The 22,105-nt window shown below is 59.1% G+C and carries 21 protein-coding genes; 16 read left to right on the forward strand and 5 right to left on the reverse strand.

Annotated elements, in window-relative coordinates; genetic code table 11:
• Positions 1-99: 99 nt before the first annotated feature.
• From FFS68_RS15785 to FFS68_RS15825, 8 genes are all read left to right on the forward strand, one after another.
• Positions 100-681, forward strand: coding sequence for an ATP-binding protein (locus FFS68_RS15785; RefSeq protein WP_283214609.1), 582 nt, complete (start codon positions 100-102; stop codon positions 679-681).
• An 876-nt stretch (positions 682-1,557) separates the two neighbouring features.
• Positions 1,558-2,064 (forward strand): PilZ domain-containing protein, encoded by a 507-nt coding sequence (locus FFS68_RS15795; protein ID WP_137754155.1) that lies wholly within the window; start codon positions 1,558-1,560, stop codon positions 2,062-2,064.
• A gap of 236 nt (positions 2,065-2,300) precedes the next feature.
• Positions 2,301-3,164 carry a UTP--glucose-1-phosphate uridylyltransferase GalU gene (galU, locus tag FFS68_RS15800; RefSeq protein ID WP_137754156.1) on the forward strand — a complete coding sequence of 288 codons (864 nt, stop codon included), beginning with the start codon at positions 2,301-2,303 and terminating at the stop codon, positions 3,162-3,164.
• 151 nt (positions 3,165-3,315) lie between these two features.
• The gene (locus tag FFS68_RS15805; RefSeq protein ID WP_137754157.1) at positions 3,316-3,963 is read left to right on the forward strand and encodes a helix-turn-helix transcriptional regulator; all 648 of its coding nucleotides are present in this window, start codon (positions 3,316-3,318) and stop codon (positions 3,961-3,963) included.
• An 811-nt stretch (positions 3,964-4,774) separates the two neighbouring features.
• On the forward strand, positions 4,775-5,320 hold the full coding sequence (gene rfbC, locus FFS68_RS15810) for a dTDP-4-dehydrorhamnose 3,5-epimerase (RefSeq protein WP_137754158.1): 546 nt from the start codon (positions 4,775-4,777) through the stop codon (positions 5,318-5,320).
• Positions 5,317-6,192 carry a dTDP-4-dehydrorhamnose reductase gene (gene rfbD, locus FFS68_RS15815; protein ID WP_137754159.1) on the forward strand — a complete coding sequence of 292 codons (876 nt, stop codon included), beginning with the start codon at positions 5,317-5,319 and terminating at the stop codon, positions 6,190-6,192. The genes rfbC and rfbD overlap by 4 nt, the downstream gene beginning before the upstream one ends.
• Positions 6,193-6,204: 12 nt before the next feature.
• Positions 6,205-7,269: a dTDP-glucose 4,6-dehydratase gene (gene rfbB, locus FFS68_RS15820; RefSeq protein WP_137754160.1), complete on the forward strand. Its 1,065-nt coding sequence runs from the start codon at positions 6,205-6,207 to the stop codon at positions 7,267-7,269.
• Positions 7,270-8,232: 963 nt separating this feature from the next.
• On the forward strand, positions 8,233-9,528 hold the full coding sequence (locus FFS68_RS15825; RefSeq protein ID WP_171003917.1) for an exopolysaccharide biosynthesis polyprenyl glycosylphosphotransferase: 1,296 nt from the start codon (positions 8,233-8,235) through the stop codon (positions 9,526-9,528).
• Here FFS68_RS15825 and FFS68_RS15830 read toward each other — a convergent pair.
• Positions 9,522-10,535, reverse strand: a complete 1,014-nt coding sequence (locus tag FFS68_RS15830) for a beta-1,4-glucuronosyltransferase WelK (protein WP_137754162.1) — start codon at positions 10,533-10,535, stop codon at positions 9,522-9,524. The genes FFS68_RS15825 and FFS68_RS15830 overlap by 7 nt on opposite strands.
• Before the next feature lie 177 nt (positions 10,536-10,712).
• On the opposite strand from FFS68_RS15830, the gene FFS68_RS15835 reads away from it, so the two are divergent.
• The 8 genes from FFS68_RS15835 (at position 10,713) to epsI (ending at position 18,838) form a co-directional block, all read left to right on the forward strand.
• Entirely contained in the window at positions 10,713-11,591 is an 879-nt protein-coding gene (locus FFS68_RS15835) for a SurA N-terminal domain-containing protein (RefSeq protein ID WP_137754163.1), read from the forward strand.
• An 89-nt stretch (positions 11,592-11,680) separates the two neighbouring features.
• A complete protein-coding gene (locus tag FFS68_RS15840) occupies positions 11,681-12,865 on the forward strand; it encodes a Coenzyme F420 hydrogenase/dehydrogenase, beta subunit C-terminal domain (protein ID WP_171003918.1) in 1,185 nt (394 codons plus the stop codon).
• A gap of 124 nt (positions 12,866-12,989) precedes the next feature.
• Positions 12,990-14,222 (forward strand): porin, encoded by a 1,233-nt coding sequence (locus tag FFS68_RS15845; RefSeq protein WP_137754165.1) that lies wholly within the window; start codon positions 12,990-12,992, stop codon positions 14,220-14,222.
• A 32-nt stretch (positions 14,223-14,254) separates the two neighbouring features.
• Complete coding sequence (locus FFS68_RS15850; protein ID WP_137754166.1) at positions 14,255-15,133, forward strand: SLBB domain-containing protein; 879 nt, start codon at positions 14,255-14,257, stop codon at positions 15,131-15,133.
• A gap of 36 nt (positions 15,134-15,169) precedes the next feature.
• Complete coding sequence (locus tag FFS68_RS15855; protein ID WP_137754167.1) at positions 15,170-16,498, forward strand: chain length determinant protein; 1,329 nt, start codon at positions 15,170-15,172, stop codon at positions 16,496-16,498.
• 54 nt (positions 16,499-16,552) lie between these two features.
• Positions 16,553-17,251: a CpsD/CapB family tyrosine-protein kinase gene (locus tag FFS68_RS15860; RefSeq protein ID WP_137754168.1), complete on the forward strand. Its 699-nt coding sequence runs from the start codon at positions 16,553-16,555 to the stop codon at positions 17,249-17,251.
• Positions 17,252-17,330: 79 nt separating this feature from the next.
• Entirely contained in the window at positions 17,331-18,134 is an 804-nt protein-coding gene (gene xrt, locus FFS68_RS15865) for an exosortase (RefSeq protein ID WP_171003919.1), read from the forward strand.
• Complete coding sequence (gene epsI / locus FFS68_RS15870) at positions 18,131-18,838, forward strand: exosortase-associated protein EpsI, V-type (RefSeq protein WP_137754170.1); 708 nt, start codon at positions 18,131-18,133, stop codon at positions 18,836-18,838. Before xrt ends, epsI begins: the two co-directional genes overlap by 4 nt.
• A gap of 248 nt (positions 18,839-19,086) precedes the next feature.
• Here epsI and FFS68_RS15875 read toward each other — a convergent pair whose 3' ends face one another.
• From FFS68_RS15875 to FFS68_RS15885, 4 genes are all read right to left on the reverse strand, one after another.
• Positions 19,087-19,608 (reverse strand): FxDxF family PEP-CTERM protein, encoded by a 522-nt coding sequence (locus FFS68_RS15875; RefSeq protein ID WP_137754171.1) that lies wholly within the window; start codon positions 19,606-19,608, stop codon positions 19,087-19,089.
• Positions 19,609-19,774: 166 nt separating this feature from the next.
• Positions 19,775-21,082 carry an AAA family ATPase gene (locus tag FFS68_RS15880; protein WP_171003920.1) on the reverse strand — a complete coding sequence of 436 codons (1,308 nt, stop codon included), beginning with the start codon at positions 21,080-21,082 and terminating at the stop codon, positions 19,775-19,777.
• Positions 21,083-21,273: 191 nt separating this feature from the next.
• Complete coding sequence (locus FFS68_RS18230; RefSeq protein ID WP_283214608.1) at positions 21,274-21,399, reverse strand: hypothetical protein; 126 nt, start codon at positions 21,397-21,399, stop codon at positions 21,274-21,276.
• Between the two features lie 448 nt (positions 21,400-21,847).
• Positions 21,848-22,090: an XrtV sorting system accessory protein gene (locus tag FFS68_RS15885; RefSeq protein WP_137754173.1), complete on the reverse strand. Its 243-nt coding sequence runs from the start codon at positions 22,088-22,090 to the stop codon at positions 21,848-21,850.
• Between the last annotated feature and the right edge of the window lie 15 nt (positions 22,091-22,105).

Genomic DNA, 22,105 nt, shown 5'->3' on the forward strand with positions numbered 1-22,105 from the left:
GATCAACGCACGCATGGCGAAGCTCGCCAAGCGACGGGCACAGGGAAGAGCCGCCTACACCGACGCTAAATCCCGCGACAGCTAAGCGATGGCGGTTTCCTGACCACGCTTACCGCTAATCTGCTTGGCAATAGTTACAAATACACCGCAACCGGCGGTGCCAGTATCCATCTCGCGGTCGCCGGGGGGTGTGCGGTGATCACTCTTCGCGACAGCGGCTGTGGCATGCCTGGCGAGGTCGTTACCGCACTCAACGACGGCACTGTGACCCGGCTGCGCGCGAACGAAACGATGCAAGGAACCGGCTCCGGCTTCGGCGCGGCAAAAAAGATCATCGAAACGCTGTGCGGGTCGCTCGAGATTCTGTCCTCGAGCACTTCCGGAACCGAGGTTCGCATCATGCTGCCAGCAGCTTTTGCAAAGGTCACCCCGATGTCTGCCGAAGAGCTGGAGCATAACCTCCCAGCCTGGACTGTGCTCGATTTCGATCAGCGCCCCGCTTTCGAGGCGAGACTAAGCGCTCATCAGAACAGGGCACAACCGATCATCGCGTTGACCTATGATGACACCACGGTCACGCGCGGCCGTTTGAGCCAGCTGGTGGAGATGATGGCCATCAAGCCGACGTGCCATGAACTGCTGCAGCACCCTTTGCTGGTGGCAAGGTCAGAGCAGCTTTAGCTCGTTCGCCCGTTCCACGATCTTTCGATTAGCCGTCGCGCAGATTAGCGGAACGAGCACAGAGATGATCGAACGTCACTATGGCCACCTCAACCGCGGCGCGGCCGCCCAAGCGCTTGCGACGCTGGATCTCTGAGGCGCGGGTGGTGCACGAAGAATGGTTCTGACAACTTCGTGACGCCACCGCATCCATTATCGCGTGCAGCGCATCGCCATCTGGGGGTGGTCCAAGAGATCCGTAAAAGTCGCAATTCCACGGATACTCGGCGATGCGCTGCGACGCATTCGCGGGGTTACGCAATTCAGGTTGATTTTGCGCTAACAATGAAGTGCGCTCTTTAGGATCAACGTCCGGAGAAGGCTTCCGGGACGAGGCTCCAAGATATGCGCAGGTAAGTGCGAAATGTTCAACTGATTCCGCGGTTCACAAGGCAAGGTCGTCATACTAGGAATTTGCAGGACGGCAAAAAGGCCGCGCCAGCCAGACACGGCCTTTTCGGCATATGACAATGCAGCCCCTCGGCCACGCTCCAGGTTGTTGGGTCGCCAAAGTTACGAAATCATATCCGAAACGTTTTGCTCGTCAATCAACCAAACGGATAGTCGCGATCATCCGGGACAGGGTCAATTTCTAGCCGGCTCGGCGACCACCCTTTTCAGCTTCTTCAGATTCGGGCTGGCGCTGCTGGATTTTGCAGTTTTTGCCGTCTTGACCGCGCGTGGCTTCAATCCAGCGTGCGCCGCATCGCATGCGCCTGCGATCGCCAAAGCTAATTTTCTTCCGTCTTACGTCCGCCTTGCAAGCGTCCGGTCATTCCGCGTTGATGCAAATTTAACGGTCCGGCTGGCACTTCGGTTCCAGAAAGGTCTGCATTGATGGCATTGAAACCACAAAAGGCAATTATCGAATTTTCATTGGATCAGCGGGGACGTAGTCGGCGCAAGTTGCGTCTCGAAGTCAATGCGCAAGCGTCGGGGCTGGCGTCGAGCACAGCTATTGTTCACGACATATCTGAGACTGGACTACTAATCGAAATCAGCGCCATTCTGGAGGTGGGAGATGTTATCGACGTCGAACTCTCGAAAACGAATATAAAACTTGCGGAGGTTGTCTGGGCTAGTGGTGATCTGGCAGGCTGCAAGTTTGTCGAGCATCTCACTGCGGGCACGATCAGTGCGGCACTTCTGCAAGGAAGTTTCACAAAACCTGCATCCCACGCGCAAATTGTACACAAGGCCTCAGCCCTCAGCAGGGAAATTGATTCGACAGTCGCACGCAAGCGGTGGCAAATGCCGTTTCTGAACAAAATGTTGGTGATTTTCGGTCTGACGTCGTTGTTGTGGACGGCAGCGGTGGCACTAGTGGTTTGGCTTATCCCCTAAGAGCAGCACATAGACAACGGCAGCGACAGTCCTGATATTCGTGACTATGCCTTCAAAGACCTTAGTAGTAGCTGGGATAGTCACGAGGATCAGGTTACTGGCTGGGCACCAACTTGCATGGCAGCCGCGCGGGACGACCTTCGACAAGCACGCGACAATACACTAAATTCAGATGCCGGTTTGCGACCAACGCGGCAACCTGCGGCTGACTCGATTCCGTTTCTGGAGAGCCTTATATGAAACCGATCCGCAAAGCCGTTTTTCCCGTTGCCGGTCTCGGCACCCGCTTCCTGCCGGCGACCAAGGCGATCCCGAAGGAGATGCTGCCGATCGTCGATCGCCCGCTGATCCAGTACGCGGTCGACGAAGCGCGCGAGGCGGGGATCGAGCAGATGATCTTTGTCACCGGTCGCGGCAAGAGCGCGATCGAGGATCATTTCGACATCGCCTTCGAGCTGGAAAAGACGATGTCCGAACGCGGCAAGGATCTGTCGGTGCTGGAGCCGACGCGGCTTGGCCCCGGCAATTGCGCCTATGTCCGCCAACAGGAACCGCTGGGCCTCGGCCACGCGATCTGGTGCGCGCGCGCGATCGTCGGCGACGAACCCTTTGCGATCTTCCTGCCCGACGAGTTCATGCACGGATCGCCCGGCTGCATGAAACAGATGGTCGATGCGTACCACCAGGTCGGCGGCAACCTGATTTCGGTGCTCGAAGTGCCGCGCGACCAAGTATCGAGCTATGGCGTGATCGCGCCCGGCGCGCGCGACGGGTCGCTGACCGAGGTCACCGGACTGGTTGAGAAGCCGTCGGTGGCCGACGCGCCGTCGAACCTGATCATATCGGGCCGCTACATCCTCCAGCCCGAGGTGATGCGCGTGCTCGAGGGGCAGGAAAAGGGCGCGGGCGGCGAGATCCAGCTGACCGACGCGATGGCGTCGATGATCGGCACCCAGCCGTTCCACGCCGTGACCTTTGACGGGGCGCGTTACGACTGCGGGTCGAAGGCCGGATATATCCAGGCCAATCTGGCGGTCGCGCTCGAACGCCCCGACATTGCCGCAGAAGTGCGCGCCTTTGCGGTCGATCTGCTGAAGTAGTACTGGGCAATCGATCTACCTCGTTTGCGGTCATTGACCGCCTCCGATTTCGGCGCGCATGCAGGTACCGTCAGAGATTTGTATGCGTTCGTTGACGTGGTTGCGGTCGAAGCGGATAAGTGAACTAAATGTGGGTATAGGCTGATCATATATGGCAATTTCGGGTGTTCTCGATTTCCCGGCCTCAACGGGCGGGCTGCTTCGGGTTGCGCTCCATGCAGCGCCGCCGCGCGAAGGATGGCGCCAGGTTCCAGTGCAACTGCATAGTCTTTCGACTTCGGGCATGTTGATCGAAAGCGGTCATCCGCTGAAGTTTGGCGGAAAGATAGAGACGGAGTTTGGTGATGCAGCGGTTGCGCTCGGTGAAATCACGTGGACCGGGGCGAAGTTGTTTGGCTGTCAATTTGATGAGCCGGTGGCCGCGGACCTTCTCGAAAGGGCCGTTTCGCGCAAGATTGACGTTGAGTTAGATTCGCAGAGCCTTTCTGACCCCGTCGAAACCTTTGGAGCCAGACTCCTGCGACTAAGAAAAGCCAAACGGATATCTCAGATAGATATTGCCGAAAAACTCGGCGTTACCGCGGTGGCCATCAGCAATTGGGAGAGCGATCGGTCGCAGCCGCGCCGCCATCGAATGGCAGAGTTGGCCAAGATCTTAGGTGTTCCCAGCCAGCAGCTCATGAGCCATTCTATACCACTTCTCGAAACCCTCCCCGAAGTGCTCGCAGCGAGCCGGTATCAGATCGCGGCGATCATGGGAGTCGAGCCAGACTGCGTGAAGATCAATATCAACCTTTGAGAACTTCGCGAGAATTGGAGCCCCGCTCGACGTCGTCAGCTGCGCTACCCAGCATATCCGGCGCGCATGACCATTCCGAACTGCGGATCATCTCGTCGCACGTGGCGGACCAGCGCTTATAGCGAAGGCACCACCGTCGCTGGCTGCCGAGCATAGGCACATCAGTCTGGAAAGCGCTCGACAAGGGTTAGCGCGACCCACACACCTAAGACAATCGGACAAGCAAAAAAGGCCATTTTCGACCAGACCTCGACGCGCCGTTCACCAGCAGTCGGCCGGATCGTTCCGTGCCGGAGCACCCGATAAGCCAATGCGGACAAGAGGCCAATGAAAAAGCTGCACGCAAAAACCATCAGCCAGCCTTCTTTTCCACCAGCGCCGACTTTACCAGTGTACCGAAACTCTCGTCAATGCCGCTCGCCGGACGGCAACGCGCGCAACTCCTGATCGCGATTCCCACCCGTGCCGCCTTCTCTGCCATCCGTTCCCCGCTTCTCTGCCATCCGTTCCCCGCAAATCCTTGCCGCACGAGTCATTCCCGGATCACGCGAGGGTGGCAGCGATCTGTCAGCCCGAGCGGCATCGCCGTGTACTGCGCGTCGGAATACTTCTCGCCCGCGTTCGCAGCGCAGCAGTCTGGCCTTTTTCGGGGTTAACGCGGTTGACCTTTGCCGTAGAGGGCATCATCGCCCCAGCGTAAACTCGGAACGGGAGTGACTGCAAGTGACAAGTGATGCCCTCACACCAGATGCGAACATGCGCGGGCATCCGCGTCAGATGGCATTTTTTCCGGTCGTGCGGTGACAAGCCGATGGAAATCACTCCGACACTGCTGCCCGACGTCAAATTGCTCTCACCGCGCGTCTTCAGTGACGACCGCGGCTTTTTTTTTGAAAGCTGGAACGCCGATACCTTCGCCCGCGCAGGAATAGATTTTGCCTTCGTCCAAGACAATCACAGCCGATCGCAGCGCAATGTTCTGCGTGGATTGCATTATCAGCTGCCAGGGGCGCAGGGTAAGCTTGTGCGGGTGACGAACGGTGCCGCGTTCGATGTCGTCGTCGACATAAGGCGGTCGTCGCCGGACTTTGGGCGTTGGTACGGTGTCGAACTGAGCGCTGAAAACAAGCGCATGCTATGGGTACCGCCGGGGTTCGCCCATGGCTTCCTGGCACTCGCCGACGATACCGATTTCCTTTATAAATGCACCGCTCCATATCAGCCCGAATGCGAGCATTGCCTCCTTTGGAATGATCCGAAGATCGGGATCGCATGGCCAATGGATAACGGTGCCGCCCTCCTGTCGGGCAAGGATAGCGAAGGCAAATTGCTTTGCGAGGCGCCGGTCTACCCATGACGATTGTGATTACCGGTGCGAATGGCCAGCTCGGGCGGGCCCTTTTGGCGAGTGCTCCCGAGAGTCAGACAGTCATCGCTCTGGATCGTAACACGCTTGACCTCGCGCTGACCGATCGGATCGCCCCACAATTGATCGCGCTCAATCCGACGATGATCATAAATTCGGCCGCTTATACCGCGGTCGACAAGGCGGAAAGCGAACCCGACCTTGCGTGGAGGATCAACGCTACAGCCGTGACGGAAATGGCACGAGCCGCACGGCAGACCGGCGCCCGTCTGATCCAAATTTCGACAGATTTCGTATTCGACGGCAGCGCGTGCCATCCGATTGCGCCAGACAGCGAGCCCCACCCGATCAATGTCTATGGTGCGAGCAAATTGGGCGGCGAGCAGGCCGTGGCTGCAAAGGATTTGATCGTCCGTACTGCCTGGGTCCATGCCGCAACAGGAAGAAATTTCGTCAACACGATGTTGCGGCTGATGGGCGAACGGGACGTGCTGCGCGTCGTAGCAGACCAGCAGGGCAGCCCCACTTGGGCGACCCATCTGGCGCAAGCAGTCTGGGATCTGTCTCGAGCGGGCGCGACAGGCATTCACCATGTCACCGGCGCAGGCGGCACAAGTTGGTTCGCATTTGCCGAGGCCATTCGCGACGAAGCGATCAAATGCGGCTTGCTCTCGCCCGCCTGCGCGGTAGTGGAGCCGATTGGCAGCGCGGACTATCCTACGCCAGCGCGACGTCCCGCCTATAGCATTCTCGACTGCGCCAGCAGCATCGCCGCGATCGGTCGCCCCCTACCTGGCTGGCGCGACGGACTGTCAGCGATGTTGGGCGAACTGGCCGCGCAAGCATCAAAAAGCGGAACATGAAGGACCTCTCCCATGGCTAGCATCCTGATCACCGGCGGGGCCGGCTTCATCGGCACGAACTTCGTACGCCATTGGCGACGCGCGCATCCCAACGATGAAATCCTCGTGCTCGACGCCCTGACCTATGCGGGGAACGCCGCCAATCTGGATGGACTCGATCAGGTGCGGTTGGTCGTAGGCGATATCGGCGACACCGAACTGGTGAGGCAAATACTGCGCAACCATGACATTTCGACGGTCGTTCACTTCGCTGCAGAAAGCCATGTTGACCGATCGATTAGCGGGCCGGCGGCGTTCATCGAAACCAATGTGGTCGGCACGCACAGCCTCCTGATGGCGGCTAAGGCCGAGTGGCTCGACCGGGGTTCGGGCCGCCCACATCGCTTTCATCATGTGTCGACCGACGAAGTCTATGGATCGCTGGGACCCGATGACCCAGCGTTCAGCGAAACGACAACCTATTCGCCCAATTCACCCTATTCGGCCTCGAAGGCAGGGTCCGACCATTTGGTCCGCGCCTATCACCACACGTATGGGCTCGATACAACGATCAGCAATTGTTCGAACAATTACGGGCCCTATCAATATCCCGAAAAACTGATCCCTCTTTTCCTACTCAACTGCCTTCGCGGCATTGCCCTGCCCATTTACGGCGATGGCATGAATGTACGCGACTGGCTGCACGTCGACGATCATTGCCAAGGCATTGAAAAGGTGATCGCAAACGGCCGCTCCGGTGAAGTCTATAATATCGGCGGTGGTCAGGAACTGACCAACATCGCGGTCATCGACGCAATTTGCACTGCGCTGGATCGCGCCTTCGTCGATACACCTAGCCTTGCACAGCGCTTTCCTGCCGCGCCCGCAGCGAACGGTCAGCCGAGCGCTTCGCTGAAATCCTATGTCACGGACCGGCAGGGTCATGACCGCCGCTATGCGATCAACGCCAGCAAGATCAGCAACGAACTCGGCTATGCGCCGCGACGCGATTTTGCCGCCGGCTTCGCCGAGACGCTTGCCTGGTATCTCGAAAACGGGGATTGGTGGTCCGCGCTGCTCGACAAAGCGCAGCGCTGAAATCTTCACCATTTCCTAACCGATTTCATCAATAAGTGGGTCTTGTAGAAGGGGACCTGCCTTGCATGCCTTCAGATATCGCAACGACCGGGACTATGTGCGACCTTCTCGGCGTCAGGCGAGATCCGACAAGATTGTGGTCGCTGACGAGAACAGCGTTGCGACGCCTTCTCCGGTTCATGCTCTGTACGCGACGCTGGAATCCCAGATGCAACAGCATGTGAAGGCTCCGACGGACTCGATAGCGGCGCGGCTGCACCAGAGCCGCCTCACTCTGATCACCGGGCTGGCGGCGCTTTGCTGGGCCAGCATCGGCGCAATCACCTGGCTAGCATTTTCCTGAAAAACGACGCGTCGATGCTGCCTTTTGCGTCATCATTCGCCCTCTGAAATTTCGGTCTCACCCTTGCTGTTCGGTAAGTCGCGGCGCAAGCTGGAGAAACTTTCATTTACATTACGCGTTAACCGATTAATGATTAGCTGAAGTCGCTCGTATAGAGGCGACGCAGCGGTAAGGGTGTCGCGATATGGGTTTGAAGCAAGGGTCAGGCAGCCCGGTTGTTGATCACTTCTTTGAAGAGGTCCCCAGCGCGTCATTTCACCATAAATTCATATCTTTGGAGCGTATTGCCTCACGCTATGTTGGCTATCTGACGTTACTGACGGCGCTCGCACTGTTAATTTACGCCGCGGTTCGGATTTTCTGATCCCCGTTCGGCCCGCCGTCGGGCTTGTCATTGGTCAAAGTTGACCAAAAACGGGACGGAAACGTGTCATTTCTCATTGAAACTTAACAATCTGGCGCTAGACCTCAGCACCGCTATCCCGCCATGACCATAGCGAACGGCCAGTTTCATAGTGAATGCACCTATATCCCGAAGTGCTGAGGTCAGATTTCAGACATCGAGTCCGAAACGTGTCCCACGCTATGTGTGGCGAATTGCAACCTACAGCAGCTTGGTGGTGATCGACATTTTATCGATCCTGCTGGGGTTCTTCGTCGCTCAATTGATTCGCAATCCCCAATATCTGATGGCCGAGGGACTAAACCTTAGCCTCGTGGTTGCGGTGACATATTTGCTGCTGACCGCCAATCAGAACAGTTATGCGCTTGAGACCATCCGCAATCAGTTCGAGGCCATAAGGCGACCGATTGCAGCGCTGCTACTCGCGGCGCTGCTCGTCATTCTCTACACATTTTTGACCAAATCGGGCGTGCAGGTGTCACGCGCGGGATATATTGTGGCGATTCTCTTCAGTGCAATCGGTATGATCGCGGGGCGGCTGGTTGTCGACATGGCGATCGGCAGCGCGTTCAAGCACAGGCTGACCGACGAACTGCTGATCATCGACGGCGGGATCATGCCGGCCGTCCATGGATTCGCAGGCCTTAGCATCGTTGACGCGCGAATCGAAGGCTTGGTGCCCGATGTCAACAATCCCGCCATGCTCGACCGGATCGCCAACGCGATTCGCGACTATGATCGTGTGATCGTCTCGGCATCCCGCGATGACCAGACCCGCTGGTCGCTCGTTCTCAAGGGAACTGGCGTCATGGGCGAGATCCTGCTGCGCGACGAAAATCGGCTGGGCGCAATCGGGGTCGGCGAGTTGGCGGGTCAAGACACGATCGTGGTGTCGCGCACGCCGCTTAGTCTCAACAACCGGATAAAAAAGCGGCTTTTTGACCTCGCCGTTGCCGTCCCACTGCTTATTGCGCTCGGCCCCTTGCTGATCGTTGTCGCAATTTTGATCAAACTTGAGAGCCCAGGCCCGGCGATCTTTAAGCAGCCGCGCGTCGGCCAGTCCAATTCGATGTTTCATATTTGGAAGTTCCGCAGCATGCGGCTAAATGGCGAAGGTGCCGATGGCTCGCAGTCGACGCTCCGCGACGACGCTCGCGTGACCAGAATCGGGCGTTTCATTCGCGCGACGAGTATCGACGAGCTCCCGCAGCTGATCAATGTGTTGCGCGGCGAGATGAGCATCGTTGGCCCGCGCCCGCACGCGCTGGGATCGCGCGCGGGCGACCAGCTATTTTGGCACATCAGTCCGCAATATTGGATGCGCCACACGCTGCGCCCGGGAATCACTGGCCTTGCGCAGATTCGGGGCTTTCGCGGCGCGACGCACCGGACCGAAGACCTTGAACAACGGCTGCAGGCCGACCTCGAATATGTTAACGGCTGGCGGCTGTCGCGCGATATCACGATCCTGCTCGGCACGGTCCGCGTCCTGATGCACAGCGAAGCTTATTGAGCGGCACGAGCCGCCTGCACTTCGGCAATGATATCGCGTATAAAGCTAATGAGTGCTTGGGGATCTGTTGTTGCCATCGCCGCTGAGCGCGTCTTTACTGATCGCAGGGCAGCGTCAAGTTCGGCCTGGTCCCGTGCGACTTGGACGAACCCACGATCGGCCAAAGCGCCGGCTATCTCGAGCTGATGATCGTCATAATGCTCGCGCAGTTCAAACAGGCGCGGAACCGCGATTACGTGGCAGCCCGCCTGGAGCGCCGTTATCAGCGATCCGGTGCCGGCATGGCAGACGACGACGTCGGCGTCCTGCAGTGTCTGGCGGATGCTATCGAAGGTCATCGCTTCGACCGCGTCAAGGCCTTCAGGCATCGCTCCTCCCTCACCGACCTGGACAAGCACGCGCTCAGGAGTCAAGCCGCGGCACTTAGCGCTCGCTACCATGGTGACAAGCCGGTCGAAGGGCAACGTCGCTCCCACGGTGGCAAACAGAAGATCCTGTTTTTCGGGCCTCGGGGAATCGACGAGACGAAAAGGGTCGAAGATCGGGATATCCGTTCGACCCCCGGCCGCACCCTGCGACTGCGCCACGCGATAATGTGCAAGCGGACCCACGAGCCGAGCAAAAGCAGACGGAGCCCGCACTCGTGCAAAACTGTCGACGAGTACGAGCCTCGCACCGGACAGACGGCCCCACAGCATCCCGAACGCCATCGACCCGGCGCCGGTCGAAACAATGATATCGGGCCGCTCGTGCCGAATAATGCGGGCCGACTGAACCGCGTTGCGCACAGCTGCGGCAATCATTTTGAAGGGGTTTCCGAGCCGCGCTTGGCCGAGTGCGACATGGTCGACAAAATAGGTCGGAAATTCGGAGTTAATCGATTGGCCAAGGGCTGTGGATTCAGTCATAAAGAAGCATTGATGCCCCGAGAAGGCGGGGAGCAGGTCGAGAAGTTGACGAATATGTCCGCCGCCGGATGCTGCAAGACAAATTTTGAGAGAAGACATGACCAATCTTTCATAAGGCAGGAATGGCGTGAACGCCTGTTCTGGAACCAGCCATAGCCGCAATCCAAGGACTAGACAGAATTCGCAAGAGGAACCGGCTTATGTGATGGCTGAAATCCCCCAGGGTGCCCGCACGCCGCTGCAGCTGTTTATCTATCGTACAAAAGGCAACTTAACATGAAATCTTTATCGACCACATTGATGCTGTCCTGCGTCCTCGTGCTGACCGGGTGCAATTCCGCTTCTGAGCCCACGGGCCAAGTGGTAGCAACCGTCGACGGAAAGGAAATCACCTCTACGCAGCTGGACGCCGAAATGGGACCGCTGCGCGCCGGCTCGACCGAAGAGCAGCAGCAGATGCGCCGCGCCGCGCTCCAGCAGATCATCAATCGCTATCTGCTTGCGGATGCCGCCGAAAAACAGGATCTCGCCAACACGCCAACCGGCGCGATCGCCAAGCAGAAGGCCGAGCAGATCGCCTACGTCACACTGTTGCAGCGGTCGCTTGGCCGAAATGTGCCGGTGATATCCGCCGACGAAGTGCAGCAGTTCATTCTCGACAATCCTGATCTGTTCGGTTCGCGGAAGATTTTTCTCGTAGAACAGATCGGCATCGGCTCGCCAAGCCCGAACATCATCAAAGAACTCGAACCGCTTACCACGATCGAACAGGTCCAAGCCGTGCTCGCAAAATACAACTTGCCGACCCGCACCTCAATGGGAGTGATCGATGCGCTGGCGATGGAGCCAGGGGCAGTGCGGCAAATTGCTGCGCTGAAGCAGAACGAGATTTTCGTGCTGCCCAAGGAAGGCGATTTCACGGTCAATCAGATTCGCGAAACCCGAATCGAACCTGTCACCGGCGAAACCGCGGCCAAGATCGCAAGTGACCTGCTGCAAACCGCCCGTACCAACCAGCAGGTCTATTCCCGACTTTCCGAAATTCTTCGCGACGGCATGAAGACAGTGCGGTATAACAAGGCGCTCGACCTCGCCCCGCGCAAGGGAGAGACACAGCAAAGCCTGGGTCCTGCTCCAGCAACGGCCGCGAATTGACCTCGGTACCGCACCAGGCCGAACAAAAGTGACATCACGCTATGCGTATTGACGATCGACCGACGGGATCGCCTGTCATCGACTCGGTCGTGGACGGCCAGCTGTGCGCGGGATGCGGGCTGTGCGCCGGGATCAGCCAGGGATCGATTGAGATGCGCCTCGTTGATCCCGGATATGCTCGACCGACAGTCGTCAAGCCTCTCCCGCCAACGGTCGAGGCGCGTATCGCTGCTGCCTGTCCCGGCGCGGTGGTCGCGCCATGGCGCCAGACGCAGGCGATGCATCCCTATTGGGGTCCCTATCACCGAGTGATGACGGGACATGCGAATGATCCCGACTTACGGTTCGCGGGATCGTCGGGCGGACTCTTGTCAGCGCTGGCACTCCACGCGCTTGAAAGCGGCCAAGTCGATGCCGTCGCGCACATCCATGCAGACCCCGATCGCGCGACGCACAACATTCTTTCATTATCGCGAACGCGCGCTGACATATTAGCCGGCGCCGGCTCGCGGTATGGCGCCACCAGCCCGCTCAGCACGATCGACGCGCTACTTTCACGCGACGAGCGCATTCTGTTTATCGGCAAGCCTTGCGACGTGTCCGCGCTGCGCCTGCTCGGCGAGCAGGATCCTCGCGTAGCGCGCCGTATTCCGTTCATGTTTGCTTTTTTCTGCGGCGGCATGCCGAGCCTAAAGGGCACCGACCGCGTTATCGGTGCGATGGGTCTCAATCCCGCAGACGTTATTCGCTTCCGCTATCGGGGAAACGGCTGGCCCGGGGAAGCCCGGGCGGAAACACGAGGTGGGACGATCGGGACGATGAGCTACCATGATAGCTGGGGCGGTCATCTCTCGAAAGAGGTGCAGTTCCGGTGCAAAATCTGCCCCGATGCGGTTGGCGGCGTTGCCGACATTGCCTGCGCTGACGCTTGGTACGGCGGCGAGAGCGGCTATCCGATGTTCGACGAAGCTGATGGGCGTAGCCTTGTCTTGACTCGCAGCGGAGCGGGCGACCGCCTGCTCAATGATGCTGTCGCTGCGGGCATCTGCGAGGTCACCGACTGCCCGATCGCCGAGGTGGACCTGATGCAGCCCGGGCAAGTTCGCCGCAAACGGGTGATTTTCGCGCGGGCGGCGGCGGTGCGGGTGACCGGACAGCCGCTGCCTCAAATGCGCGGCCTGCTGATTGGACGCGCGGCTTGGCGTGCGGGGATTGGCGAGGCAACCCGCAATTTTGCCGGTACGATCCGGCGGATCATTTTGGGCCGCCGATAGCGTCATGACGTCGCTTTTCATATCGACGGCAATCCGCTAGTCGCGCCTCTCGACTACGCGAAAGCTGAGTACCCCGCAGCCGGGGAAAATTACGGAATTGGACGCTAAAACAGGACCTCCACCAATGCAACGCCATGCCGCCTATTCCAAACAGATGATGCTTCTCGCGTTAATAGGGACAGTCACCACAGGATTGTCTACGCCCACTCTCGCGCAGTCCGACGTCGCGCCCGTCAGCGATATCAAGTTGGAAGTTACGGCTGAATTTAACAGCAACGTCGCGCGGTCGGATGCGGCGCGCGCCGCGGCGCGCGGCCTCTCGCGATCGGATCAGCGGATCACGCCGAGCCTGTCGGTCGATCTTGCGCGCAATCTAGGGCAAACGCGGTTGTGGCTGAACGGGTCAGCCGGTTATGATTTCTATCGTCGAAATTCTCAGCTCAATCGCGAACGGATCGGCCTCGAAGGCGGTGTCAAGCAGCCCGTTGGTCCATGCCGCGTTGAACTGACGGCGGGAATCAGTCGTCGCCAGTCCGACCTTGGCGACATCGCATTCGTCAACAACAGTCCGGCCTTCGCCGTCAAAAACGCCGAGACGCTCCAGGAATATCAGGGCGATATCACCTGCGGCCGAGACTATGGGCTGCGTCCGATCGCCCATCTCGGCTATGTGATTGCGCGCAATAGCAACATCATTCGTGACCGAGCCGAATATAATGAGCTAGAATATCAGGGAGGATTATCCTACTCCACGCCCAACTTCGGTGATCTGACCGCTTATGCAGGGCGCCGCGACATCGACCTTTTGAACCAGCCCGCCCTGGCGGGCCGTAAGGTGAGCTATCATATCACAACCATTGGCGCGCGATACCGACGCGACATCGGATCGCGATTGGACGCTCAGGTCTCGATCGGCCGCAGCGCTATTGGCGGCGGCGGCGTGCTTGTGCCTAACACCTCGGGCCTGACTTGGGACGCCGAAATAACCGCCCAGTTCGGCGAGCGCCTGCAAGTGACGGCGTCGACGGGTCGGCAGTTCGTCAATAGCCTATCGAGCGATGCCGCCTATTTGCGCACGCAACCGAATCTGATCCAGCTGACTTATGCGGTGAACGATCGCATGCGCCTGCAGGCCAATTATCTGTATGAGAAAAAATCCTATCGCTATGCGACCCCGCAAGTGGGCACGTTCATTGATCGAGAAACACGGCAGCTCGTTGGAGGCGGCTTCACCTACGATTTCGGGCGCCGGTGGCAGGTTGGTCTCTCCGGCGGCTATGAACGGCGCAACGCGAACGGCACATTCTTCGACTATGACGGTGCATTTGCGCGTGCTACCCTATCGCTTTCGCTTTAAGCCGACCAGCTAGCTGTTTTTTGAGGATTATTATGAACGTCCGTGGCTTTATTTCGCTCCGTCGGCTCGGCCTGATCCTGGTAGCTCCGGCTCTTGCCTGCCTTTCGCTTCTGCCCTCCGCGATGGCGCAAATGGCTCCGGGGGCGCCGCCGCCGCTCTCGGCCGCGCCGGTGGCCCCGAATACCCCTGCTGCCGATGCTGGGTCGCTCAGCGAAGGCTATGTGCTCGGGGTCGGCGACGTGATAGAGGTGAACCTCGTAGGCCGGACCGATTTTCAAGCGCGCGTCCAGATCCAAGCCGACGGAACGGTGCGGCTGCCGCTGATCGGCGACGTGCGCGCGGTCGATCGCACCGTGCTACAGTTTCGCGAAGATGTGCACCGCGCGTTGATCGATGGTGGCTTCTACACGTCAGCGCAGGTCGCCGTCGTCGTAGCGACTTTTGCGAGCCGGTATGTTACGGTGCTGGGCGAAGTCGTAACCCCGGGCCTCGTTCCAGTCGATCGGGCCTATCACGTGTCGGAAATTCTCGCCCGCGTCGGTGGCACCCGACCGACAGGCGCCGATGAAATCGTCATCCGGCGCGAAACCGGTGAGGAACTGACGCTTATCATTCGCGATGTCGCGATCGGCGGCGCCGAGGCCGATCCGATCGTCAACCCCGGTGACAAATTGTTTGTCGCAGCGGCAGCGCAGTACTTCATCTACGGGCAGGTCAATGCCCCCGGAAGCTATAAGGTCGAACGTAGCATGAGCCTGCGCATGGCACTCGCGCGCGGCGGCGGGCTGACGCAGCTCGGCTCGGAAAGCCGGGTCAAGGTATTCCGCGACGGCGTCGAGTTGCGCAAATTCGATCCGGCGGCACCGATTAAGGGCGGCGACGTGATCGTGGTGGGTGAACGGTTCTTTTAATTTTTCCTGCCAGCACGGCGACAAAGGGATCAAGGCATGAGCGTCCAACAATTTTTCCGGATTCTGTGGGCACGCCGGGCCATTACCGTGACCTCGCTCATCGCGTGCCTAATTGGGGCGCTGCTGGTAATCCAGCTCGTCCCGTCGCGGTATGAAGCCTCGTCGCGCCTAATTCTCGATATCGTGCGGCCTGATCCAGTGTCCGGCGAAGCCCTGTCGTCTTCTTTCGCGCGCGCTTATGTCAAGACGCAGACCGAACTGATCAAGGATTATCGAGTTGCGGGCCGTGTCGTCGATGCATTCGGCTGGACCGGTTCTCCCGAGCTGACGGCGCAATATCGTGCCTCTGGATCCGATCTACCGCTGCATCGCTGGTTGGCACAGCGCGTTATCGACCGCACCGATGCGAAACTCATCGATGCGAGCAATATCATGGAAATCACTTACACCGGCGAGCAGCCGGAAACCACTGCGCGCATCGCAGATCAGCTGCGGCAGGCCTATTCCGACCAGACAATGCTTTTCAAGCAGCAGGCCGCACGGCGAAATGCCGACTGGTTCAAGCAGCAGACGGAAAAACTCAAGAAAGAGGTGGCGGACGCCGAAGCGAGCAAAGCCGCGTTCGAGCAGGCCAATAATATTGTCCTGCAGGACAATGACACCGACGCCGAATCGGCCCGGCTTGCGGCACTCGCTAGCACGGCGCCGGCCCCGCCAACCATGACGGCACCGATCGCCGCGCCGGTTGCTTCGCCCTCGCAGACGCAATTGGCGCAGATCGACGCGACGATTGCGACAGCCTCCCAGACGCTTGGACCTAACCACCCCGACCTCATCGCAATGCGTCAGCAGCGCGCCGTAGTGGCCGCAAACGCCTCGCGCGAAATGGCCGCCGCCCGCGCTGCGGCCGGGAGCGGCGGAAGGATGACGGGTCCGTCGATCGGTGCGATGTTCAACGCGCAGCAGCAGAAGGTGCTCGCGCAGCGCGGCAAGGTCGCGGAAGCACGCCAGCTGATGGTCAATGTGCGCGTGGCGCGCGAAGAGCTGGAACGAACCGCGACGCGCGCTTCGCAGCTCGATCAACAGGCCGAGTCAGATGAAACGGGGCTGACCTTTCTGGGCAGTGCTGTGGCGCCGCAGGCCCCGAGTTTCCCCAAAAAGATTCCACTGCTGGCGGGCGCGATCGCGCTCGGCTTGGCGTTCGGCGTGTTGACGTCGTTGATCATCGAACTGCTATTTCGCCGCGTGCGCGCGATCGACGATATCTATATCGAAGGCGTGCCGGTGCTCGGCATGATGGCGGGGTCACTTCCCGCTCCCAAGAGCAAACTGACCCGCCTTCTGCCGGGATCGGGCAGTGGGTAAGGTGCATGCCCGCAGGCGCCGACCCCATCCCTTGATCATCCAAGAAGCATCTTTATGACGTATGAACAGCGAACAGGCACCGACCTTAGGCCGGCTGCGGTAAACAACGGACGGTTCGGCTTTAGCGAAAAGCTTGTCGTCCTGCACGACCCGCATTCGCTTGAGGTCGAGTCGATCGCGTCTCTGCGCAACCAACTAGTGAGTAAGCATCTGCAGGATGGCAAGCGTTCGTTAGCGATCTGTGGCGCCACTGCGGGGGTCGGTGTGAGCTTCGTTGCGGCCAACCTAGCTGTCGCCATGGCGCAGGCCGGCGTGCACACTTTGCTGCTCGACTGCAATTTGCGCGAACCTTCGCTCGATCAATATTTCCTGTCCGAGCAGCCGACGCGGGGCTTGTCCGATTACTTGGCGAGCGATCAAGATTCGGAGCTCGCGCTCATTAATCCAGACGTCATTCCCAATCTGTCGATCATGTTTTCAGGATCCCCCACCGAACAGGCACAGCGCCTGCTTTCGAAGACGCGATTTCAGACCCTAATCGAAAATTGTGTCCGCAGTTTCGATCTCACGATCGTCGATTGCCCTCCCGCGAGCAGCAGTGCTGACACGCGGCGCATTGCCGCGCTAGTTCGCCATGCTTTGGTTATTGCGCGTAAGGATCGCAGTTATTTGTCGGACATGCGGCGGCTGATCACCGAGTTGCAGACCGACCGGGCCAATGTCATCGGCTCCTTTCTCAATGTCATCGAATAGGCCGCCCGTCGCGACCTTACCGCCGGAAGGCGCGGCAGCCGGTAACGGGCAGAATATTTCCTGGCCCCTAATCGCTGGGGTGCTGCTGATCGGGATACCGACGATCATCACGCTTGCGGAGCAAAGCTGGACCACGGAAGCCGGCTCACATGGGCCGATCGTTATTGCGACCGGAGCTTGGCTGATCTGGCACCAAGGCCTGCTTCGGTCACCGGTGACCCCCGGTCCCCGTCAGTCCTGGCCAGCCTATTTGCTGATCGGGTTCGCACTCGCGAGCTGGATTTTCGGACGCGCTTATGACCTTCTGCTGCTCGAGGGGAGCGGGTTTTACGGCGCGTTCCTGGCGATGGTCGCGCTTCGGGTCGGTTGGAGACGTATCTTCTCCAACTTGTTTCCTTTCTCCTATCTGGCCTTTCTCATCCCGATTCCGGGATGGGTGCTCGATTATGTGACTGCACCCCTGCAACAGCTGGTGTCGATCTCGGCATCATCACTACTTTCGATGCTCGGCTATCCGGTGTTTCGCGAAGGCGTCGTTATCACCGTAGCCCAGTATCAGCTGCTGGTCGAAGAAGCCTGCGCTGGCATGAACAGCCTAATGGGGCTGATGTCGGTTAGCATGTTCTATATCTATCTGCTGCACCGCGCGAGCTGGAAGCACGCGGCGCTACTCGCCCTGTGCATCATTCCGATCGCAGTGGTCGTTAACATCATCCGCGTGTCGATCCTCATCCTCTTGACCTATCATTACGGCGATGCTGTTGCGCAGGGCTTCATGCATGCCACCACGGGCATGCTACTCTTCGCTGTCGCGCTCAGCCTCATGGTTCTGACCGACAAGCTGCTGCGGATGTTGCTTGGGTCCGCCAAGGTACGCATATGAGGATTGATCGGCGCGACATCCTGATTGCCCTCGCTTGCGCAGGATCGCTCGCTACCGCAGAATGGCTGCGTCCTCGCGAGCATCGGTTGCTACTGCCGCCAAGCAAGAAGCTCTCATCGATCATTCCCGTTGCCTTCGGCCGCTGGCACCAAGATCCGAACGACAACATCGTTCTGCCGCCCACCGAAGGAACGCTGGCGGGCCGACTCTACGACGAAATGCTCGTACGTAGCTATGCCGATGGTTCGAGCGCGTCCCCTGTTATGATGCTCGCGACCTATGGCAAAGAGCAAAGCGACGGGCTGCAGCTGCATCGCCCTGAAAGTTGTTATCCCGCGGTGGGCTTTGCCATTGTCGGGCGCGCGCTTGGATCGCTTGACTTGGATTCCGGCGTCTCAATTCCGGTTGTCCGGCTCACGGCGCGACTTGGCGAGCGCGTCGAGGATATCGTTTATTGGACGCGGCTTGGCGATGCGCTTCCGCGCACAGCAGGTGAGCAGCGGCGTGTCCGGCTCGAAACCGCAATGGAGGGTTATATCGGCGATGGTGTACTTGTTCGCGCTTCGGCGGTCCGCACAAACGATCAGCCCGAGTTCGCGCGCATCGACGCCCTGCTAATCACAATGCTGTCGGCCGTCGCACCCATATCGCGGCAGGCGCTGGTGGGAACCAAACGCGCGGCGCAGCTGGCACACCGATCGTAAAGAAGAGAGGGCGCCGCATGACGAAGTGTGCCGGCGCGGCGTTTTCTTCTGTCCGCTATCCAGAGCTAGGCGTGCAAGGCCCATTCGATCTGCTCGGACATGTCTGGCCTGAAGATATAATGCCTAAGTCGAATACAAACGGTCGGCGTCTGCCACACGACGATCGGACGGGATCGCGCCTAAGAATTTGATCCGGGCATGAAAAAGCCCGCACCGAGAGGTGCGGGCTTTTTCTAATCGGTTTAGCGTCAGGCGTAGGCGACGCGCACAGTCTGCTTCGAACGGCGGCGCAGCCCAGCACCGACAAGACCGAAGCCGAGGAACATCATCGCCCAGGTCATCGGCTCAGGAACGCCACCGAGCGTGGCCGTACCGGTGTAGAACCCATCGGGACCCGCAGAGCCGCGCACCGTGATGGTATGCGTCCCAGCCGCGAGCACGGTAGTGATGTCGCGGATTTCGGGGTTGCCTACGCTGGTATTAGCAAACTGTACTCCGTCGAGGCGAACGCCGTTCGATACGAAGTTTACGTTATCGACCGGAAAATTGACCGCTTGCGAAAAAATCTGGCCGACGAATGTGCGCGCATAGGGCAGAACGAAAGTGTAGCTATCGTTGAAAGGGCCCGCAACGACCGTCGGATCGGCGTTACCGAAGGTGCAGCTTGTGGTGGTGCAGGAGATTACCGGCGCAGCCGCTGCTGGCGCCGAGGAAAAGCCAATGCCGATTACAGAAGCCAGAGCTGCTGCCTTAAGTGCCTTCTTGTACATATTATCGCTCCGCCTGTTGCTTCAAACTGATAGCCTGAGAGCCCAATCGACTCGCAAACCGTTTAATCGTTGATTGTCAGTGCCCTTAATCTCGTTGCGGTGCAATAAGATTTTGTAAACCATTTGCCCTAGGATGATAATTTACGTCTCGATTTAGGACAAGTTTTTAACATCGGGGTTTTCGAGCGATTTCGCCGTCAGCGGTTACGGCCAACCAGATATATGAGGACACGCCATCCTCGATGAATTGCCACCGCTCAAGCGGATCGCCGTCAACGGGCAGAACCAGCCCTTTGAAGGCCGCTCCTTCGTCAGACAGCTTAGCGATCAGCGCAGGGGAGCTAATCAATCCGTCATTCTCGATCGCATCGGCAGCGCATGACCACAAGAGACTGCCAGGTTCGCGCGCCCGCTCGTCCCGGAGACTGTGCGTCACCAGTGGCGAAAGGCGGCTCAGAATATCTGCAGCAGCTCGCTCGGTCGCGACGCTAACATGGTCGGCGGTCACTTCCGGCGATTGCTGCTCGATAGCTGCAATCGCGGCATGCTGCCCAATCAGCGCTGCAAGATAGGGCAGGCCCGCCGACACTCTCGCCAGCGCTTCGACTGCCGCGGGAAGAAAAGCCGGACCGCCATTTTTGTTAGCGATCGTTACCATCTCGCGAATTTCGTCCTCGTCCATATTTGGGACCGCAATGCCGATGATATTGCGTCGGATCGAGGGAATATGCGCGATCAGGTCCGTGAGGTTCGACGCAACGCCCGCGATCATGATCTGGACGCGGATCGACCTGTCCGACAGATTCTTGATCAGCTCTGCGATCGATGCACGGAACCGGGGCGATTCAGCGCGATCGAATTCGTCGAGCATGATCAATACGCGGGTACCCGAAATACCCTCGAGCACTTCAGTCAGTTGCGACGCGGTGAAGTCGCCGACAGGCAGCCGGTCGGCGAGCGTCCCGCCGCGCTCGACATCCTCGTCGCCGGGGTCGAGCGAACCGTCATAGAGTAGACGGATCTGGCTTGCCACCGAACGAAATGTCTCAGAAAATTCGCTTTGCTCGCCGCAGGAAGTGAAATGGACAATATAACGGGCGCTCTTTGCCAGTTCCGCGACCACGCGCATTAGCGAAGTTTTCCCGATCCCGCGATCGCCGTAGATGATTACGTGCAGTTGCTGGTCCTCGATCGCACGGATGACGCGGTCGAGGAGTGCGCTACGGCCCGCAAACCGTTCGATCGAGGACACGGGCTGTGAGGGGGTGAACGCCTGTGCCGGGACATGCCGGGCGCGACCAACTCCACGGCGCCCGGTCAGCCCTTCAAGTGCCGTTGCACTGACCGCAAATCCTGGCCGCGAAGCCGCCGCCGTCGGGAACGGACTGACCTCGACGTGTTCGCCGGGTTCCTCGGCGGAACTCGTCCAAGTGTCTTCCCGCCCAAGAGAGAAAATTCGCGTGAGCCAGTTCATTTTAAATCGCTTTTCTGATGCCGCCCGCAATGATCGAGCCTGAAAGAATATAGGCATGCGCCCAAATGATCGTCCCCGCTCTGCAATTGCGCTGGCTTGGGACGAATGTCGACCTTTTATCGGCTTGCGACTCTATGCCTACCCTGTTTGTTGGCCGCGATCGCGGCGCATTGCGCTACAGACGCGTCGCATTAAAGCGGCCCCACTTCGCGGCGCTGCGCCGTAAAACAGTCGAGACGGCCCGCAAAGTCATTTTCGACCCAGTCGTGAAAAATCGTAGCCGCCGGAAAACCGGCGCCGACAAGCAGCATGTGCACCGTTTTTCTGTCCCCCAGCGTAGCAATTCAGTGGGAAGAAAAGGGAAGGCATGCTGGATCGCTGCCTTAACCGGCGTGTGGATAATATATAAAGCGCATAAGGCATCCTCCCCAGGCGAACCATCCTCGTAGGCGGCGCGACTCCTTCTCTGTCGCCAGCAATCTGTAGACGACGAATTCGAACACCGGTCCCAGCGCGAGCGATCCAAAGACAGCAAGCGGGGAGGAATTATCGGCAAAGGTGAAGTCGCGCGGCGCCCAAATGGCGAAGCAGTTTCAAGGACGGCGTCAGCGGGCACAACGCGATCGGCTTCGGATGGTAAGAAGGTCCGAAAGCAAATATGTGGTACAAAACGCATGCCCATTCCGACCATGAAATCGAGGACATCGGCCGAGAGGAAAAAGGAAGCCTGTCCCGTCAGTCCCTACCGGAAGCCCAGCTATCCACTCAGGCGCCGGGCATACGGACGTGCAGCACGCGGATCAGATACACCCCCACGGCAATCAGCACAGCCACCGCCGGCACGACATAGCCTTCATTGCCGAGATAATTGGCGAGCGCGCAGCCGACGGCAGGCGGCAGATACTGCCAGATAGAGTCGGGCGGTTCATCCATCGACGATCGCTGGAGGAAGAGGACCACCATACCGGCAAAAATGATGACGGTGACCCAGTCGAAAGGCGTTTCCATGTTGTCTCGTAATCC

It is taken from the genome of Sphingopyxis sp. L1A2A (genome assembly GCF_005502465.1).
Classification (GTDB): domain Bacteria; phylum Pseudomonadota; class Alphaproteobacteria; order Sphingomonadales; family Sphingomonadaceae; genus Sphingopyxis.